Origin of the sequence: Pseudomonas sp. GW456-12-10-14-LB2, from assembly GCF_002884345.1 — a bacterium.
Classification (GTDB): Bacteria; Pseudomonadota; Gammaproteobacteria; order Pseudomonadales; family Pseudomonadaceae; genus Aquipseudomonas; species Aquipseudomonas paraglycinae.
Genome location: NZ_POHV01000015.1, coordinates 108,144 through 125,813, shown reverse-complemented (window position 1 = coordinate 125,813; position 17,670 = coordinate 108,144). Strand labels below are relative to the sequence as shown.

15 protein-coding genes are annotated in these 17,670 nt (G+C 61.3%); 10 read left to right on the top strand and 5 right to left on the bottom strand.

What is annotated here, in order from left to right; genetic code table 11:
- Positions 1 to 12: 12 nt before the first annotated feature.
- The gene (tssB, locus tag C1X29_RS13075; RefSeq protein ID WP_007958861.1) at positions 13 to 555 is read right to left on the bottom strand and encodes a type VI secretion system contractile sheath small subunit; all 543 of its coding nucleotides are present in this window, start codon (positions 553 to 555) and stop codon (positions 13 to 15) included.
- Between the two features lie 228 nt (positions 556 to 783).
- On the opposite strand from tssB, the gene C1X29_RS13070 reads away from it, so the two are divergent.
- From C1X29_RS13070 to tssA, 5 genes are read left to right on the top strand one after another with little or no spacing between them, the layout of a single operon-like run.
- A complete protein-coding gene (locus C1X29_RS13070) occupies positions 784 to 1,230 on the top strand; it encodes a hypothetical protein (RefSeq protein WP_039767163.1) in 447 nt (148 codons plus the stop codon).
- Between the two features lie 46 nt (positions 1,231 to 1,276).
- On the top strand, positions 1,277 to 2,608 hold the full coding sequence (gene tssK, locus C1X29_RS13065; protein ID WP_102717615.1) for a type VI secretion system baseplate subunit TssK: 1,332 nt from the start codon (positions 1,277 to 1,279) through the stop codon (positions 2,606 to 2,608).
- Positions 2,609 to 2,626: 18 nt separating this feature from the next.
- Positions 2,627 to 3,391, top strand: a complete 765-nt coding sequence (locus C1X29_RS13060; RefSeq protein ID WP_102717614.1) for a DotU/TssL family secretion system protein — start codon at positions 2,627 to 2,629, stop codon at positions 3,389 to 3,391.
- Positions 3,388 to 7,209 carry a type VI secretion protein IcmF/TssM N-terminal domain-containing protein gene (locus tag C1X29_RS13055; protein WP_102717613.1) on the top strand — a complete coding sequence of 1,274 codons (3,822 nt, stop codon included), beginning with the start codon at positions 3,388 to 3,390 and terminating at the stop codon, positions 7,207 to 7,209. The genes C1X29_RS13060 and C1X29_RS13055 overlap by 4 nt, the downstream gene beginning before the upstream one ends.
- Positions 7,206 to 8,294 carry a type VI secretion system protein TssA gene (gene tssA, locus C1X29_RS13050; protein ID WP_102717612.1) on the top strand — a complete coding sequence of 363 codons (1,089 nt, stop codon included), beginning with the start codon at positions 7,206 to 7,208 and terminating at the stop codon, positions 8,292 to 8,294. The genes C1X29_RS13055 and tssA overlap by 4 nt, the downstream gene beginning before the upstream one ends.
- Here tssA and C1X29_RS13045 read toward each other — a convergent pair.
- Positions 8,291 to 9,259, bottom strand: a complete 969-nt coding sequence (locus C1X29_RS13045) for a 2-hydroxyacid dehydrogenase (RefSeq protein WP_085746105.1) — start codon at positions 9,257 to 9,259, stop codon at positions 8,291 to 8,293. The two genes, tssA and C1X29_RS13045, sit on opposite strands and share 4 nt — an antisense overlap.
- Positions 9,260 to 9,428: 169 nt before the next feature.
- Entirely contained in the window at positions 9,429 to 9,812 is a 384-nt protein-coding gene (locus C1X29_RS13040; RefSeq protein ID WP_102717611.1) for a tautomerase family protein, read from the bottom strand.
- A gap of 273 nt (positions 9,813 to 10,085) precedes the next feature.
- Between C1X29_RS13040 and C1X29_RS13035 the strand changes: the two genes are divergently transcribed.
- The 3 genes from C1X29_RS13035 to C1X29_RS13030 all read left to right on the top strand — a co-directional run bounded on the left by C1X29_RS13035 (position 10,086) and on the right by C1X29_RS13030 (position 12,035).
- Positions 10,086 to 10,280 carry a hypothetical protein gene (locus C1X29_RS13035; protein ID WP_007958836.1) on the top strand — a complete coding sequence of 65 codons (195 nt, stop codon included), beginning with the start codon at positions 10,086 to 10,088 and terminating at the stop codon, positions 10,278 to 10,280.
- A 48-nt stretch (positions 10,281 to 10,328) separates the two neighbouring features.
- Positions 10,329 to 10,499, top strand: coding sequence for a hypothetical protein (locus tag C1X29_RS29420; protein WP_007958834.1), 171 nt, complete (start codon positions 10,329 to 10,331; stop codon positions 10,497 to 10,499).
- A gap of 255 nt (positions 10,500 to 10,754) precedes the next feature.
- On the top strand, positions 10,755 to 12,035 hold the full coding sequence (locus C1X29_RS13030) for an HAAAP family serine/threonine permease (protein ID WP_064597506.1): 1,281 nt from the start codon (positions 10,755 to 10,757) through the stop codon (positions 12,033 to 12,035).
- 224 nt (positions 12,036 to 12,259) lie between these two features.
- Here the strand turns inward: C1X29_RS13030 and acnB are convergent, their stop codons facing one another.
- The gene (gene acnB, locus C1X29_RS13025) at positions 12,260 to 14,869 is read right to left on the bottom strand and encodes a bifunctional aconitate hydratase 2/2-methylisocitrate dehydratase (protein ID WP_041475328.1); all 2,610 of its coding nucleotides are present in this window, start codon (positions 14,867 to 14,869) and stop codon (positions 12,260 to 12,262) included.
- Positions 14,870 to 15,337: 468 nt separating this feature from the next.
- On the opposite strand from acnB, the gene C1X29_RS13020 reads away from it, so the two are divergent.
- Positions 15,338 to 15,808 carry a DUF1289 domain-containing protein gene (locus C1X29_RS13020; protein ID WP_039767141.1) on the top strand — a complete coding sequence of 157 codons (471 nt, stop codon included), beginning with the start codon at positions 15,338 to 15,340 and terminating at the stop codon, positions 15,806 to 15,808.
- Between the two features lie 124 nt (positions 15,809 to 15,932).
- Here the strand turns inward: C1X29_RS13020 and C1X29_RS13015 are convergent, their stop codons facing one another.
- Positions 15,933 to 16,796, bottom strand: a complete 864-nt coding sequence (locus C1X29_RS13015) for a universal stress protein (protein ID WP_085602794.1) — start codon at positions 16,794 to 16,796, stop codon at positions 15,933 to 15,935.
- A gap of 159 nt (positions 16,797 to 16,955) precedes the next feature.
- Here C1X29_RS13015 and C1X29_RS13010 point away from each other — a divergent pair, with 159 nt between their 5' ends.
- Entirely contained in the window at positions 16,956 to 17,564 is a 609-nt protein-coding gene (locus tag C1X29_RS13010) for a tRNA-(ms[2]io[6]A)-hydroxylase (RefSeq protein WP_064597504.1), read from the top strand.
- Positions 17,565 to 17,670 lie beyond the last annotated feature (106 nt).

The following is a 17,670-nucleotide window of genomic DNA, read 5'->3' as shown; positions in this document are numbered from 1 at the left end:
TCAGGTGGACGATCAGGCTTGCGGTTCGGCCGGAGCTTCGGCATCAGCGGCCGGGACAGCGGTGTCCGGGCGGGCCGACTTGATCTCTTGCAAGCCTTCGGTGTTGGCGATGACGTCGCGCAGCAGCTTGTCCAGATCGTCATTGCCGTCGAGTTTGGTCAGCAGGTCGCGCAGACGCTGGCGGGCCTCGAACAGGCGCCGCAGCGGCGTGACTTGCTCCACCACCTTGACCGGGTCGAAGTCGTCGATGTGCTTGAAGTTGAGTTCGATGTTGAGCTTGCTGTCGTCGCCGCTGAGGGTGTTGTTGACTTGCAGCGTGGCGCGGGGGGCGATGGAGGCGAGGACGTCGTTGAAGTTGTCGCGGTCGATTTCGGTGAAACGGCGTTCGGTCAGTTTTGCCAAGGGTTCGAGCGGCTTGCCCGAGAGGTCGGCCAGGATGCCGACTACCAGCGGCAATTCCTTTTTCTCGATGGCATTGCCGATTTCGACGTCGTAGGTGATTTGCACGCGGGGCGGGCGAACCCGGTCGAGCTTGTGCTGGGTACTTTCTGCCATGTCGGCGGACTCCGATGCGATGAGCGGGCGCAATGCATCGGGGAGGCCCGTTCATCGCTTTCCCTTGCTGGACCACAGGTTAGAAAGGGTGGCAGATGACCTGTCGTTCCTTTGACAAACCTTCCTCATTCGGCTGTAGGAACCGAACTACCCAAGACGCTAGAACAGGTCTATAAAAATGCAAGCGAAAAACTTTTTTGGACTGACTGGCGAAAAGGAAAATTCATTTTGTCTGCACGACTTTTTCTAACGATCGGGTTTGCGCTGCTCGCCGGCTGTTCGTTTTTCGGGCCGAAAGTGGATCTCGACAGCCTGACCCTCGACGTCGCTCCCAAGGCCAATGACGACACCCCGATCGCCGTGGATTTCATCGCGGTCAACGATCCGGATCTGCTCAAGCAACTGTCGGGCATCAGTGCCCGCCAGTGGTTTGCCGAGCGCGAGCAGTATCAGCGCGACTATCGTCAGCTGATGAGCGTGTGGGGACTGGAGCTGGTGCCGGGGCAATTCATCGACCGCCAGCCGTTCCCTTTGGGGGGCAAGCGGGCGGCTGGACTTTTGGTCTTCGCCAGCTATAACACTCCCGGAGCGCACCGCCTGCGGCTGGACGATCAGAGCGATGCATGGCTCAAGTTCGACAGTCGCGAGATGAGCCTGGTCAGCAAGGAAAACTGAAACACACCGTCCGCCGCCGGTTCGCGGTGCAGTCGAAGGGAGTCGTATGAGTCTGCTACCTGACGCGGTCTGCTGGCATGAAGGCATGCAATTGCTGCCACAGCATTTTCAGTTACAGGGCCTGCGGGCCGAGGCGCTCGGCGCGCATCTGGCTCAGGCGTGCAATCCGTGGTTCTTCGGGATCAGCCACATCGAGTTCGACCCGTCGGCGATGAGCGCCGGGGTGGTGCGGGTGCTGTCGTTGCAAGGGACGATGCCGGACGGTTTGCCGGTCAATCTGCAAGTCGGCGTTGACCCGACGCTGGAGCTGGACGTCGCTGCCGCGATCGACGCCACGGACGATGCGACGGTGACGGTTTATCTGGCGATCAGTCCGCTGTGGCGCGCCGGACAGTTGCTACCACTCAAGGGGCGTCTGCAATCGGTGGTCGGCGAGGCGTTACCGGATCTCACCAGCGGTGAATTTCCTGAATCGATCACGGTGTGGCGTCCCAATCCACGGCTGTGTACGCAACTGAACAAAGCCGATTCGATCTGCCTGCCGCTGCTGAAAATCCGCAAGGAGGGCGGCGGTTTCCTGCCGTTGCCGTATACGCCGCCGACACCGGTCCTGTTGCCGGAATCGCCATTGGGTCGACGGGTGGCCGGGCTCTGCGCGCGGGCGCGGGAGAAGTGCCTGTTTCTCAGCGGGCGATTGCGCCAGGCGCTGCAGGCCGGCAATCAGGATGACGCGCTGGAAATCCGCCGGCAGATGACGGCGTTGTGGGCGCGGTTGCCGGAAGTGGAAGGGGCGCTGATCAGCCGTGTCGCTCATCCGCAAAGTGTTTATGTGCAACTGCTGGGACTCGCCGGTGCGTGGTCGGCGCTGGATCCGCTGGCGGGCGTACCGGCCTTTGCGCCATTGGATTTTCTCGAATTGCAGCGTGGTTACGAACCGTTGCTCGACTGGCTGGAAAACACCCTGGAACTGATCCGCGCCGGTTACCGCAGCATCGCGTTCGAGCGCGGCGAGCAGAGCTTTTCCATTCAGTTGCCGGACGAGCAACCGAGCCAGCGTCTGGTCATCGGCCTGCGCATGCCCAACGGTGCCAGCGAGCAGGCGGCCGGTGAATGGTTGCGGGGCGCGATCATCGCTTCGGCGCCGCACATTGCCTTGCTCAGCCGCCAACGCATGAGCGGTCTGACGCATCAGGCCATGAGCCGCAGCGAGCAGGTGGCCTACAGCGTCGGCGACGACACCCGGTTGTTCGTGGTGACCGCCGAAGGTAGCTGGTTCGATGCGCAACTGCCGCTGATGATCGCCGCGCCGGCCACCCGGCTGACCAGCAGTCCGTGGCAAGTGGTGTTGTTTGTCGCCCAGAACAGTGAACGTGCCTGATCACACAAGGAACGTCGTATGTCGCAAGGAAGTGCCGCAAGCCTCGGGTTGCAGGACGCTCCGCTGAGCAGTGCGTTCCGCCACACCTGGCAGCAGTGGTCGCAGGACTGGAGCCAGTTGCCCAAGGACAGCGAGGACGAAGCGGCGCTGGTCGAAACCGTGGTCGAACTCTCGACCCAGGCTTCGCAACGGTTGTGGCGCACCGCGTTTGCCCGAGTGGGCGATTCGGCGACCGAACAGGTCAAGGCGTTGGTGTATGCCTTTGTCGCGCTGGTCGATGAGACCCTGTTGTTCAGCCCGTGGCCGGGCCAGAGTGCCTGGCAGGAAAAACCCCTGGAGTCGCGACTGTATTCCAGCCGTCAGGCCGGCGAGCAAGTGCCGGCGGCGATCCAGACCTTGCTCGATGAACAGCAGCCCACCACTCGCGATCTGGCCAACGTGTATTTGCAGTGCCTGATCCTCGGTTTCCACGGACGCCTGCGCGGTGAGCAGGGTCAGGTGCAACGGGAAAAATGGCGGCGGGCCCTGTTCACGTTTGCCTGGCAGGACGAGGCCGATTACGCCGCTGTCAGTCAGCGACTGGTTCAGCCTTCGCTGGCGACACCCTTGCAGTTGCCGGTGCGCACGGCGTTGCCCGATGGCTTTCGTCTGGCGCTGGGCATTCTGGCGATGATTCTGCTGCTGACCGGGCTCGGGCAGTTTCTGTGGCGCGACATCCGCCAGGAACTGGAGCCGGTGTTGCAGGCGCCCGACACGCTGACGGCGCCGGAGCAAGACTCATGAGTACCCTGACGATCGTGGCCTGGGCGGTCGCCATCCTCCTGCTGCTGGTGATCATCGCGGTGGCGGTGTGGTGGCTGCGCACCCAGAGCGGCGCGGCGATCCGCAGTTTCTACGCCGCCGTGCGGCACATGGAACAGGAGCAGGGCGCCCACGACCGTTATCAGATGCCGTGGCTGCTGATGCTCGGCGATGAAACCCAGGGTGCGCAACTCGCCAGTCAGTGGCGTTTGCAACCCACCGACAAACCGGCGTGGTTCGGCCGTTGGTGGTCGGACTCCGAAGGCGCGGTGTTGGTGGTGCCGCAGGCGCTGTTTCTGCCGGAAGACGGCATGCACCTGCAACGCGGCGGCTGGTGGCGCCTGCTCGGGTTGATCCTGCGCCTGCGCAGCAAGCGGCCGCTGGACGGGGTGATCTGGACGGTACCGGTCAGTCGGCTGAGCAATCTGGAGCAAGCCACGCAGCTCGGTCTGGCGGCGCGTCGGCGTTTCATCGATCTGTTGCAGCGCTTTGGTCTGAGCCTGCCGGTGTACGTGGTCATCACCGGGCTGGAAGAACTGCCGGGATTTCAGGAACTGATCAGCGCCTTGCCGGACGAGGCCCGCGATTGCACCTTGGGCTGGTCGTCGACCTATGCCCGCGATGCGGTGTGGCAGGGGCAATGGAGCGATCAGGCGCTGGATCGGTTGCACCGTGCGGTGGCGGAAGCGGTGATCGAAATCGGCACCTTGTCCGGGCATTTGAGTGCGGATCTGTACGCCTTGCCGGAACGTCTGGAAATCCTGCGCCGCGGTTTGCAGAACGTGCTGGAGCCGGTGTTTCAAGGCAACGCTCAGGGCGAGGCGCCATGTTTTCGTGGCGTTTACCTGACGGCCAATCAGCCGGCCGACGATGCGCCGGACGGTTTTTCTGCCGATGACAGCGGCCTGCAGCAAAGTGCGTTTGTACGTCAGTTGTGGCGCCAGCGAATCGTCGGTGAACGCGGGCTGGCCCAGGGCGTGCCGCGCCTGTTGCGCTTGCGCCAGCGCTGGCAGCGAGTCACCGCCGGGGTGGCGCTGGTGGTCGGTGTGGTCTGGGCGGTGGCGATGCTCTGGGTCTGGCACGCATCGGTCAAGGACGCTCATGAACTGGCGCGGCTGCTGCAAGGCGCACAGAAGAATTACGTGACGGTCACCGACGACGAGCATCGGGTCGAGCCGACCCGGCGCAACGTGCAGAACTTCTGGCGGGTGCTGGAACGGGCGCCGCACTGGCACTACGTTTCGCTGGCCTTTCCGACGTCGTGGTTTTCCTCGCTGGACGGGCGACTCGAACAGGAAGTGTTCAAGTCGACCCAGCGCCACATGCTGCAACCGCTGCACGATCTGCTGGTCGCGGAGCTCGCGAAAATCAAGGCGATCCGCGCCACCGACCGGCGCACCAGCGTCGAAAGCGAAGACCCGGCGCAGTGGCAGAATTATCAGAAGGCCACGGATCTGGTCGAGCGGGCCTTGCGTCTGGAACAACAGAACCAGTTGTTCGCTCAGGTGCAGAACAATCAGCGGACGCCGCTGGAGGATTTGGCGCAGCTGAGCAACAGCGCGCTGTCACTCAACCTCAACGCCGGCACCTTGCCCCATGCCGCCTACTACAACCGGCTGCTCGCAGCCAGTGATGGCGGCGACTTGCAGGCGCTGGATCTGAGCGTTGAACGGCCGTTGATCGTGAGTAATTTCACCGGGCTGATGGAGCGCTGGCTCGATCAGTATTTTCTGGCCGACAACTTCGTCAGCAAGGCCGGCTACCTCAAGTTGCATCTGGAACAGCTTGAAGCCGGGAGTGGCAACAGCCTTACCGAACTGGAAGACCTGCGCGCGCTGATCGACGACCTGCAAGCGGCGATCGCCCTGACCAACTCGACCTGGAGTCGCGGCAAGGGTCAGGAGCTGGTGCCGGGTTATCGCGAGTTTCTCGACAAGGTGCGCAAGAGTTCATTGCTCGGCCCGGCGGTCGAACAGCAGCTCGATGCGCAGGCCGGCAAGTTGCAGCAGAGTTTTCGCGATCAATGGATCGCCCAGGTGGGTTCGCGGGGCAATCTGCTGGTGCAGCAGGGCAGCGGGCAACTGGCGTTGCAGGATCAGGTGGTCAAGCTCAACAACGCGGTGCAGGCGCTGTTCAAACGTGACTTCGTTTCGATTGCCCTGCGTGCCAGCCAGGACAGCGTCAACCGGCAAGGCCAGACCGTGGACGGCGATGACCTCAACGAATCGCTGAATTATTTCGCGAGTTATAAAAGCTACGTTGCCGAAGAACTGCCGCGCATTCCGCCGGCCTATCGCGAAGCATTGCTGCAAGCGGCCGAAACCGCCGCCGCGCAAGCGATGTGGTTGAGTCTCAAGGATCATGATGATCAGACTCATCCTTACGCGGTGTTCAACGTGCAGGCGGTACAGGCGATGAACCTGCAAAAAGCCTTTATCGAAGTCCATCGCAGTGATCTGGCGGCACGTCTGCAAGGGGCGCTGAACCGCCGGGCGATGGCGCAGATCGTTGGCGGGCTGGATGAAATCACCGCGCAGCCGCTGTTCGGTGGCCGCACGGAAATCAGCCAGTGGGACGGCTCGAAAAACCTTGGCCTGCAACTCTACGGCGCCAGCGATGTGCAGGATCTGAAGCTGAGCCTCAAGCAGCAATTCAACACCATGCTCGGCATCACCGAGCGTCGCGCCCCGGCGCTGGAATGGCTGAAGACCCAGCAGGGCAATCTGTCGGCGCTGGATTACGAGCGCGTGACCCAGTTCAGCGCGCTCAATGACGAATTGCTCAAGTACAAGGATTCCAACCCCGCCAGTTCGCCGGCGCAGATCGAGCAACTGGTCAGCCGCGACTTCATTGAAATGGACACCGGCTCCTGTGTGCAGGTGTTGCAGACCGCCAATCTGACCGGCGGGCGCGGCACCCTGGCGATGCGGGCGGTGGAGTTGCAACAGTCGGCCCTGCAACGCTGCCAGTTTCTGCAACAGCAACAGGCGGCCGCCGCGTGGAACGAGCTGGCCACCTACTTCAATCAATACCTGGCCGACCGCTTTCCGTTTGCCAGCGGCGTGCAGGCGCAGGATGCCGACCCGGCGCGGGTCCAGCACTTTCTGGAAATCATCGACAAGCGCTTGCCGGTGGCCCAGGCCGGACTGGTCCTGAGCCAGACCCCGGAGCGGCTGGCGGCAGAAGATTTTCTCAACCGGGTGAAACAGGCCAGCGTCTGGCTGACACCGCTGTTCGTGCGCGACAAGAGCGGCATTCTAGGCGTCGAGCTGGATGTACGCTGGCGCACCGACCGCGAAGAAGAGAAGGGCGCCGATCAAGTGATTGCCTGGGGCTTGCTGGCCGGCAATCAGCAGATCAGCTATCCCGCTGCCGATCAGCCGAACCTGCGTTGGATGCCCGGCCAGCCGATCCGTCTGACCCTGCGCTGGGCGCGCAACGGCAAGGAGCGCCCGGTCAACGATCCGCTGCAACCGAACCTGATGGTGCGTGATCTGGAGGCCGGCTGGGAGTATGGCGGGCCGTGGTCGCTGCTGCGCCTGATGCGCGCGCACTTCTCGGTGCAGCGCCAGCCGAGCATGGATTACACCGATTTTCCGTTGAGCCTGCGTTTGCCGGTTACCGCGCAGAACGAGAGCGTCACCAGCGAATTCACCCGGATGTTCGTGCGCGTGTCGCTGATGAGCCAGGGCTCGAAACTGCCGCTTTCGATTCCACCATTGCCGACCCGCGCGCCGCGTTCACCGTTCCAGGTGACCGGCACCACCGCCGCCCTTGAAGTCCAGAAGGAGGATTTGTGAGCCTGCCATCGACCCCGTTGCCGGACCTGATCGATCAGTTGCTCGCGCCCATCAGCGACGACGCGCCCTGTGGTGCGGATCTGCGCTATGAGCGCGAGTACGACCAGTTGCGCGATCTGCGCCGCGAGGACGACGCGAGTTTGCCCACGGGTGTCTGGCAGTCGACCCTGAAACGCGCCAACTGGCCGGAAGTCGAGCGGCTGACCACCACGTTATTGCTCGAGCGCAGCAAGGACCTGATGCTCAGTGCCTGGCTGGGCGAGGCCTGGCTGCATTTGCAGGCACTCGATGGACTGCCGGGCAGTCTGGCGCTGATTGCCGGTCTGTGTGAGCGCTATCCCGAACATCTGCATCCGCAGGCCGACGACGGTGACCAGTCGTGGAGAGCGATTCCGCTGGAATGGCTAGTGCGTCGCTACAGCGAAGTGTTGCTGACCCGGGTGCCTTTATTTGGCGCCAACAACAGCGATTTTGAGGGCTACACCCTCGAAACCTGGCGGCGGATTCAGGTGCGGCAGGTGCAGGCCAACGACTCCAAAGGCGCCAAGGCGTCGGCCGAAACGGCGCGCAGCGAGCACAAGAAACTCATCGAGCAGGTGCGTGCCACGCCCATGGCGTTCTGGCTGCGCCATCAAGGCAATCTGCTGCTGAGCCTGCAACACCTGCAGCGTCTCGATGCCTGGTGCGATGCGTATCTGGGAGATCAGGGGCCGGGGCTCGGGCCGTTGCAGGACACCCTTCAAGCGTTGTTGATACTGGTTCAGGAGTTCATCGCCATGCACCCACAACAACCACTGTCGGCACCGCCGCCTGCGCCGGTCGCAGTCTCACCGGTTGAAGCGTCTGTCGCGGCCACGCCCGAAGCCGCGCCAGTGCCGCGCGAACCGGCCAGTCGAGAAGAGGCTTATCGGCAATTGCTGCTGATCGCCGAGTACCTGGCCCGCACCGAACCCCACAGCCCGGTGCCGTATCTGATCCGGCGCGGGGTGGAGTGGGGCAACAAGCCGTTGAGTGAGTTGCTCGGCGAGCTGATTTCGGCAGACGCCGAATCCCGGCGTCTGTGGACCTTGCTCGGCGTGCTTTAGTGCACGCGCTGGTTGTTGAGTTTCGGCGGCAACTGGAGCGGCGTCAGCACCGGTTGTCCGGAGAAGAACGCCACCAGATTTTTGCCCACCAGCTCCACGGTGCCTTGGGTGGCTTCCGGTGACAACCCGGCGACGTGAGGGGTAAGAAGCACGTTGCTGAGGTTTTTCAGCGCATCGGGCACTTGCGGCTCGTGATCGAACACATCCAGCGCTGCGCCGGCGATTCGACGTTGTTCCAGTGCGGCGATCAAGTCGGCAGTGGCGATCACGCTGGCACGGGCAATGTTGACGATGAAACCATTGGGCCCCAGGGCATCAAGCACCGGGCGGGTCACCAGATGCTGGCTGCCGATGCCGCCGGGCGTGGCAACCACCAGAAAGTCCGAGGCCCGGGCCAGTTCGGTCGGGGTCGAGCAGAACGCGTAAGGCACGTCGCTGCGCACCTGACGGTTGTGGTAGCTGATCTCCATGTCGAAGCCCAGGCCCGCGCGTTTGGCAATCGCCATCCCCACCGCGCCCAGCCCGAGAATGCCCAGGCGCTTGCCGGCCAGCGACGGGCGCATGATCTTCGGCCACTCGCCCCGACGCACCGCCGCATCGCAGCGCGGGATGTCGCGCACCAGCGCCAGCAGCATCGCCATGGCGTGGTCGGCCACCGACGAAGCGTTGACACCGGCGCCGTTGGTCACGGTCAGACCACGGTCGCTGGCGGCCTGCAGGTCGACCTGCTCGTAACCGGCGCCGATCACGCAGATGATTTTCAGCGCGGGCAAGGCCGCGATTTCTTCAGCATATAAACCCAGCGGGCCACGGGTCAGCACTGCGTCGATCCTTGCCCCATGGGTGGCGATGGCTTGCGCGCGCTCGGCAGGGGTCGGCGCGAGAATCAGGTGAAAACCCTGACGTTCGAGGATCGGCAAATAGTCATTGATGGTTTCAACCAGTACCAGAACGGTGGCGGGCATTGCTCGGCTCCTGTGATCGTCGGTATTCGGGCGCAAAAGTCGCTTCAGAGTGCTGATTCCAGAGCGGTTTGGCAATGGCTGGCACGGCCCCGCATCAGGCAGTGTAGGAGCTGATGCGGGGAGCGCGCGGGTGCTTCGTCAGGTGATGTCGGCGCTGGCGGTCACTGGATCACGTCACGTACTGGGCGATGCCGTTGCCGAATGACCAGTTCTCTTTTTTCACTTCCACCAGATTGATGAACACGTCTTCCTGACGCACGGCCAGTTGCTGGTTCAGGTTGCGCGCGATGGTCTGGAACAGCCGTTGTTTCATCTCCACGGTGCGGCCTTCGCTGATGGTCAGCTGGATGAACACGATGCCGTCGCTGCGCTGGATCCCCAGGTATTGCGGGTCATAGACGAAGTGCTGGTCGTCGTGCTCGGCCAGCACCTGGAAATTGTCGTGTTCCGGCACATTGATCTCGCTGCGCAGGGCGGCGTAGATCACTTCGCCAATGCGTTTGGCGAACGTCGGGTCCGAGTTTTTCTTGATGTCGACGCGGACGAGAGGCATGGGATGGCTCCACAGGCGGGGGGACTGGACGGGGATGTCAGTCAATTCGCCATTGGGTATAGCCGAAAAATGCCAGACGGTGAGGTTGTTTAAAAACGTTAGGAAATGGACGCACCGTCCTGCGGGATTTACGGATGTTGCCTACGAGTGCTGCCGGATTCATCCGCTATACGGCGGGGTGAGAAGCGCGGAATTATAGAGAGCAGGACGGGATGCGTTCTTCATGACGAAGCAGTAATCCGGACGGAAATTGCCATCAGCCAAGGAAGGCCAATGCTTCAGAACAACCGCGAAAACCTGGAACTCGACAGGCTGCATAACGAAACGCGAAAACTGATAGCTGAGCGGCAGAAGCTTATGGCGGAACAGAAGAAGCTGAAGTGGGAGACGTATTTTTATCCAGTTGCGGTGGTGGCCGGCGTGTTGACGGCAAGCGCGGCATTGGCAGGCGTCTTTTTCAAGTTTTGAGCGTTCGTTTTCGCAATCTTCAGACACATGACTCAAAAGGAAATCAACATGAGCACCTATGACGCCAAAGCCAGAATGGAACAACTGGAACGGGAACACGATGAGTGGGCCGAAAAAATACGTATCAAAGACAGGAAAGAAATGCGCCCGATCTGGGGGTTGATGGGTCTGGGCATCTTTTGCATGTTCCTCGGCTTCATATTGGCCCGATCGATCTGATCGGGCTTTCCCATGGCTCATTCGGCGCCGGTGCATGTCATAAAACGACATGTCGCGTATCTGGCGCCGACAGGCTTTTTCCCAAAAGCGACAAGCCTCCGATCTGCTCCGTACAACAATTCCTCAGCTAAGTCTTTGCTTCTGCTCATTTATCGCGGAGAATCGCGCCCCTGTTTCGGCCGGAGCATGTCTGTCGGTTTTTTCCGACGCGTCCTGACCGAGTGGCAAGTGACCGGAATGCGGAGATCCGACCGGATGAATGATCAGGCCAATAGCGTCGAACAACGCTTTGAGGCGGCAGCACCAGCCGAACTGTCGAGCTGGAATCGCCATGACACTACCTGGATGTTGGGACTGTTCGGGACGGCCATCGGCGCCGGTACCCTGTTTTTGCCGATCAACGCAGGTCTGGGTGGCTTCTGGCCGCTGGTGATCCTCGCGCTGCTGGCCTTCCCGATGACGTTCTACGCACACCGCGGCCTGACCCGCTTCGTGCTTTCCGGTCGCGAAGGCGCCGACATCACGGACGTGGTGGAACAGCATTTCGGCATCAAGGCCGGCGCGCTGATCACCCTGTTGTACTTCTTCGCGATCTTCCCGATCCTGCTCATCTACAGCGTTGGCCTGACCAACACGGTCGCCAGTTTCCTTGAGCACCAACTGCACATCACGCCGCCACCGCGCGCGCTGCTTTCGTTCGTGCTGATCCTCGGCCTGCTGGCCGTGGTGCGCTGCGGCGAGCAAGTGATCGTCAAGGCCATGAGCCTGATGGTGTATCCGTTCATCGTCGCGCTGCTGTTCCTGGCGGTGTACCTGATTCCGCACTGGAACGGCGGCATCCTGACCACCGCTTCGCAAGTGCCGGCACCGTCCGCGCTGCTGCACACGTTGTGGCTGGCGATTCCGGTGATGGTGTTCTCGTTCAACCACTCGCCGATCATCTCGGCGTTTGCTGTGGACCAGAAGCGTCGTTACGGCATTCACGCGGATGAGCGCAGCTCGCAGATCCTGTCTCGCGCGCACCTGCTGATGGTGGTGATGGTGCTGTTCTTCGTGTTCAGCTGCGTGCTGACCCTGTCGCCGGAGCAACTGGCCGAAGCCAAGGCGCAGAACCTGTCGATCCTGTCGTACCTGGCCAACCATTTCAGCAACCCGACCATCGCGTTCGCGGCACCGCTGATTGCGTTTGTGGCGATTTCCAAGTCGTTCCTCGGCCACTACATCGGTGCCAGCGAAGGCCTGAAGGGCTTGATCGTCAAGAGCGGCAAGCGTCCGGGCGCCAAGGCGCTGGACCGCATCGTGGCGGCGTTCATGCTGGTGGTGTGCTGGATCGTGGCGACCCTGAACCCGAGCATCCTCGGCATGATTGAAACCATCGGTGGCCCGGTCATCGCGGCGATCCTGTTCCTGATGCCGATGTACGCGATCCGCAAAGTGCCGGCGATGGCCCGTTATCGTGGGCAGATGTCGAACGTGTTTGTCACCGCAGTGGGTCTGGTGGCGATTTCGGCGTTGATCTATTCGCTGACGGCTTGAGGTTCAACACCAGATCCCGATTGATCTTGTGAAACACAAAGGCCGATCTGCCTCGCGGGTCGGCCTTTTTTGTGCCTGCGATCTTCGCGGGCAGGTTCGCTCCCAAGATGATCGTTCCCACGCGGAGCGTGGGAACGATCAGCGCGGGGCGAGGCCCCATCCGGCAGGCATAAAAAAACGCCGCTCATCTCGCGATGGGCGGCGTTTTTCATTGCGTTGCAGCGTTAGGCTTGAACGACAGGGATCTTGGCGTTCGCAGCAGCTTCACGGAACTCGGCAATCTGGTCGAAGGACAGGTAGCGGTAAACGTCGGCCGCCATGCTGTCGATCTTGCCAGCGTATTCCATGTACTCCTCGACGGTCGGCAGGCGACCCAGGATCGAAGCAACGGACGCCAGCTCAGCCGAAGCCAGGTAGACGTTCGCGCCGTCGCCCAGACGGTTCGGGAAGTTACGGGTCGACGTCGACACCACGGTGCTGTTCGGCTCAACGCGTGCCTGGTTACCCATGCACAGCGAGCAGCCTGGCATTTCCATGCGGGCGCCGGCCTTGCCGTAGATGCCGTAGTAGCCTTCTTCGGTCAGTTGGTGAGCGTCCATCTTGGTCGGCGGCGACAGCCACAGACGGGTTGGCAGCTGACCTTTGACCTGATCCAGCAGTTTACCGGCAGCGCGGAAGTGACCGATGTTGGTCATGCACGAACCGATGAACACTTCGTCGATCTTCTCGCCAGCAACGCTGGACAGCAGACGGGCGTCGTCCGGATCGTTTGGCGCGCAGAGCACAGGCTCGCTGATGTCGGCCAGATCGATTTCGATGACTTCGGCGTACTCGGCGTCGGCATCGGCTTCCATCAGTTGCGGGTTGGCGATCCAGGCTTCCATCGCTTGGGCACGACGCTCCAGGGTACGCGCATCGCCGTAGCCTTCGCCGATCATCCAGCGCAGCAGGGTGATGTTGGACTGCAGGTACTCGGTGATCGACTCTTTCGACAGCTTGATGGTGCAACCGGCAGCCGAACGTTCGGCCGAGGCGTCGGACAGTTCGAACGCCTGTTCCAGGGTCAGACCTTCCAGGCCTTCGATTTCCAGGATGCGGCCGGAGAAGGCGTTTTTCTTGCCTTTCTTCTCGACGGTCAGCAGACCGTTCTGGATGGCGAAGTAAGGAATGGCGTGAACCAGGTCACGCAGGGTGATGCCAGGTTTCATTTTGCCTTTGAAGCGCACCAGGATCGATTCCGGCATGTCCAGCGGCATGACGCCGGTGGCAGCGGCGAACGCGACCAGACCGGAACCGGCCGGGAACGAGATGCCCATCGGGAAGCGGGTGTGCGAGTCACCACCGGTACCTACGGTGTCCGGCAGCAGCATGCGGTTCAGCCACGAGTGGATGATGCCGTCGCCCGGACGCAGGGAAACACCGCCGCGGGTCATGATGAAGTCAGGCAGGGTGTGGTGGGTGGTCACGTCAATCGGCTTTGGATAGGCCGCGGTGTGGCAGAAGGACTGCATCACCAGATCAGCGGAGAAGCCCAGGCACGCCAGGTCTTTCAGTTCGTCACGGGTCATTGGACCGGTGGTGTCCTGAGAACCTACGGTGGTCATCTTCGGTTCGCAGTAGGTGCCAGGACGAACGCCTTTGCCTTCTGCCAGACCGCAAGCCTTGCCGACCATTTTCTGCGCCAGGGTGAAGCCCTTGGTGCTTTCAGCCGGTGCTTCCGGCTTCTTGAACAGGTCGAACGCTGGCAGACCCAGTTCGGCGCGAGCCTTCTCGGTCAGGCCACGGCCGATGATCAGCGGGATACGGCCGCCGGCGCGGACTTCGTCCAGCAGGACCGGGGTCTTCATTTCGAAGGTGGTGATGACTTCGTCAGTACCGTGCTTGCAGACTTTGCCTGCGTGCGGGTACAGGTCGATCACGTCGCCCATGTTCATGTTCGATACGTCGAACTCGATTGGCAGTGCGCCGGCATCTTCCATGGTGTTGTAGAAGATCGGGGCAATTTTGCTGCCGAAGCAGAAACCGCCAGCGCGCTTGTTCGGCACGTAAGGGATGTCGTCGCCGAAGAACCACAGGACCGAGTTGGTCGCCGATTTACGCGAGGAACCGGTACCGACCACGTCACCGACGTAGGCGATAGGGAAGCCCTGGCCGCGCATTTCTTCGATCTGCTTCATCGGGCCGGTCTTGCCTTGCTCGTCCGGAACGATGCCGTCACGGGCCATTTTCAGCATGGCCAGGGCGTGCAGCGGGATGTCGGGACGCGACCAGGCGTCTGGGGCAGGGGACAGGTCGTCGGTGTTGGTTTCGCCGGTCACCTTGAAGACGCGCAGGCTGATCTTGTCGGCCAGCACAGGGCGCTTCTTGAACCACTCGCCGTCAGCCCAGGATTGCAGCACGGCCTTGGCGTGAACGTTGCCGTTCTTGGCTTTTTCAGCCACGTCGTGGAAGGCATCGAACATCAGCAGGGTGTGCTTGAGTTCTTCGGCGGCCACTGGTGCCAGCTCGGCGTCGTCCAGCAGTTCAACCAGGGTCACGATGTTGTAGCCGCCCTGCATGGTGCCGAGCAGTTCTACAGCGCGTTTCTTGTCCAGCAGAGGGGAGGAGACTTCGCCCTTGGCCAGTGCGGAGAGGAAACCGGCCTTGACGTAGGCGGCTTCGTCCACTCCTGGTGGTACGCGATTGGTGATCAGGTCAACGAGGAAAGCTTCTTCGCCAGCCGGAGGATTCTTCAGCAGCTCGACCAGGCCTGCAGTTTGTTCGGCGTTAAGCGGCTGGGGAACGATACCCAGGGCTGCACGCTCTTCGATATGTTTGCGGTAGGCTTCAAGCACAGTTATTACCCTCATCAGTGGTCCCAAATGGGTGTCCGGGACGCTCATCCCGAAATGCTCGTACTCATGCGCTGCGTGGCGTTGTGGGCCGCTTAGCCAGAATTACCGGGCATTCCTTACAGAAGCTGCTTTCAAAGTTTTACGCCTGCAGAACGGGGAGCTGATGAGGGTTGGCGTTGGGCTTTTCCCCGCTGGAAAAACCCTACGCCAACACCGCTCTGAAGGAACGACTGTGCTCGTGACGCTTTGAAAACAGCTTCTAACGGACATTGGCGCCTAAAAAGGCTGGCTGATTCTACGGCAAAAAAAATTTAAAGGTAAGTCGCGCTCTATTGGACTTTGGTTGCGTTGTGCGCGGCTCGGGCAAACCTTGATCCAGCGCTTGCCCCTGACGTTTGAGGGGTGATGAATGGCGGACAAAGGGCTAACATGCCGACCTGTTCCGCGTTTCAAGTGTTCTGCCCATTTATGCCCAATCAGACCATCAAGACCCCCTGCGTCGGCCTCTGCTCCACCGTTTACGGTGATCTGGTGTGCCGTGGCTGCAAGCGTTTCCACCACGAAGTGATCCATTGGAACGGTTACAACGAGGAAGAAAAGCGTGCGGTGTGGCTGCGTCTTGAGCAATTGCTGTCACAAGTGATGGCGAGCAAGGTCGAGGTCTTCGACCCGGCGCGCCTGCGTCTGCAACTGGAACAGCGCAAGATCCGCTTCGTGCCGCATCAGTCGGAATATTGCTGGGCTTATCAACTGATCGCCCGGGGCGCGCGGGTGATCATTAATCTGGAAGCCTACGGAATGGTATTGCTGCCGGAGTTTCGCGACTGGAACCTGCCGGAACTGCGCGATGCCATTGATCGGGAATTTTTCCTGCTGTCGGAAGCGCACTATCAGCGCTACATCGCGCCCGGTTTCCTCAAGGATGCCCTCGGTGACTGACCTATTGCTATCGCTGGCAAGCCAGCTCCCACAGTGATGGTGTAATGCTCTCGATGTTGGACACACCTGAGTCCCAGTGGGAGCTGGCTTGCCAGCGATGACGGCCTTACCGGCGCCGCAATACTTAATGCTTCACCGCCAATTCGACCAAATGGTCTTCAACCTCCTGCGGTTTGAGCACCAGCACATCACTCTCCAATTGATCCAGCACCTGTTCGGCCGTATTGCCGATCAACGCCCCCGACACACCGCTGCGCGCCACGGTACCGATCACCGTCACAGCCGCCTGCAGCTTGTGCGCCATGAACGGAATCAACACGTCCGCCGGACCTTCCTCGACATGCAAATGCTCGTCATCGATGTCGAACTCAGCCTGAAACGCCCGGCATTGCTCGCGATAGCGCGCCTCGATGGTTTCCTTGAGCTGGAACGTCGGGTCCGCCGCCGACAGCATCGGTGACGGATGGGCGGTAATCACGTGCAGATGCCCCTTGGCCAGGCTGGCAATGTCGAACCCATGGTCGATGATCGTGGTGTGCAGATGACGGTGTTCGCCATCGGCATTGCCCACGTCGACCGCTGCCAGAATCACTTTGTCCTTCCACGAACCGGCGGTTTTCACCAGCAGCACGGGAGTAGGGCAGTGGCGCAGCAGTTTCCAGTCCGCCGGGGTCAGCAGGGCCTTCTTCAACGAGCTGTCGGGGAAGTGCTGCTTGATCACCAGTCCGCAGCCTTCGGCCTGCTGCACGTCGATGATGGTTTCGTGCAGGCTCTCGTTCCACGCCTGTTCGGTGGTGACGCTGTAGCCGTCCGCCAAAAGCGCGGCCTTGAGCACGCTGAGCATACCGGCGTGATCGTGCTTCTTGTCGCAGACCAGCAGGTGCAGATGGGCCTGGGTCACCCCGGCGATCAGCTTGGCGCGCTTGAGCGCCAGGCTTTCCGCGTGTTCGGGTTCGATGACCACCAGAATGCTGCGAATGGCTTGCATGAGTGAGTCTCCAGCAATGAAAAGGCACGGCGTTGCACAACTATAGTTGCTGCGCATCCGTCTGCGACTTGATGCATATCAACGCGGGCCGCTGGTGGTCTGCGGGCAGGCCGGTATAATCGGCGCCCTTCGCTCGAACACCTTTTGACCGTGAGCCCCATGATCCTTCCCGAAATCCACGAATTCCTTGGTTGCCGCACGCCTGATGCCTGGGTTGAAGCCGCGCTGGCCGATCAGGAAACCCTGCTGATCGACCACAAGAACTGCGAGTTCAAGGCCGCCAGCACCGCGTTGAGCCTGATCGCCAAGTACCATTCCCACGTCGATCTGATCAACATGATGTCGCGTCTGGCCCGGGAAGAACTGGTGCACCACGAGCAGGTGATGCGCATCATGAAGCGACGCAAGATCGAACTGCGCCAGCTGCACGCCGGCCGTTATGCCTCGAGCCTGCGCAAAGTGGTGCGCAGCCACGAACCGGTGAAACTGGTCGACACCCTGGTGGTCGGCGCCTTTATCGAAGCGCGCAGTTGCGAGCGATTCGAAGCGCTGGTGCCGCATCTGGACGAAGAACTCGGCAAGTTCTACTTCGGCCTGCTGAAAAGCGAGGCCCGGCATTTCCAGGGTTATCTGAAACTGGCCTACCAGTACGGTGACGCCAAGGACATCGCCCAGGTGATCGAGAAAGTCCGCGCCGCCGAGCAGGACCTGATCGAGTCACCGGACGAGGAATTCCGTTTCCACAGTGGCGTACCCGTCGCGGCATGAATTGTTAAAAACTCTTAAGAGTATGAAACATCAACGAAAACCGGCCCCAGAGGCCGGTTTTTGCTGCCTGCGATAAACGTCTCGCCATTGAATGCCCGCATAATGT

Bases quoted from the DNA above. Each gene is read 5' to 3' on its own strand.
- C1X29_RS13035 (WP_007958836.1), top strand. From the start codon at position 10,086: ATGCTTCAGAACAACCGCGAAAACCTGGAACTCGACAGGCTGCATAAC.
- C1X29_RS13040 (WP_102717611.1), bottom strand. From the start codon at position 9,812: ATGCCTCTCGTCCGCGTCGACATCAAGAAAAACTCGGACCCGACGTTC.
- C1X29_RS29420 (WP_007958834.1), top strand. From the start codon at position 10,329: ATGAGCACCTATGACGCCAAAGCCAGAATGGAACAACTGGAACGGGAA.
- C1X29_RS13060 (WP_102717614.1), top strand. From the start codon at position 2,627: ATGTCGCAAGGAAGTGCCGCAAGCCTCGGGTTGCAGGACGCTCCGCTG.
- C1X29_RS13015 (WP_085602794.1), bottom strand. From the start codon at position 16,796: ATGCAAGCCATTCGCAGCATTCTGGTGGTCATCGAACCCGAACACGCG.
- tssB (WP_007958861.1), bottom strand. From the start codon at position 555: ATGGCAGAAAGTACCCAGCACAAGCTCGACCGGGTTCGCCCGCCCCGC.
- C1X29_RS13055 (WP_102717613.1), top strand. From the start codon at position 3,388: ATGAGTACCCTGACGATCGTGGCCTGGGCGGTCGCCATCCTCCTGCTG.
- C1X29_RS13010 (WP_064597504.1), top strand. From the start codon at position 16,956: ATGATCCTTCCCGAAATCCACGAATTCCTTGGTTGCCGCACGCCTGAT.
- C1X29_RS13020 (WP_039767141.1), top strand. From the start codon at position 15,338: ATGCCCAATCAGACCATCAAGACCCCCTGCGTCGGCCTCTGCTCCACC.
- C1X29_RS13045 (WP_085746105.1), bottom strand. From the start codon at position 9,259: ATGCCCGCCACCGTTCTGGTACTGGTTGAAACCATCAATGACTATTTG.
- tssK (WP_102717615.1), top strand. From the start codon at position 1,277: ATGAGTCTGCTACCTGACGCGGTCTGCTGGCATGAAGGCATGCAATTG.
- C1X29_RS13030 (WP_064597506.1), top strand. From the start codon at position 10,755: ATGAATGATCAGGCCAATAGCGTCGAACAACGCTTTGAGGCGGCAGCA.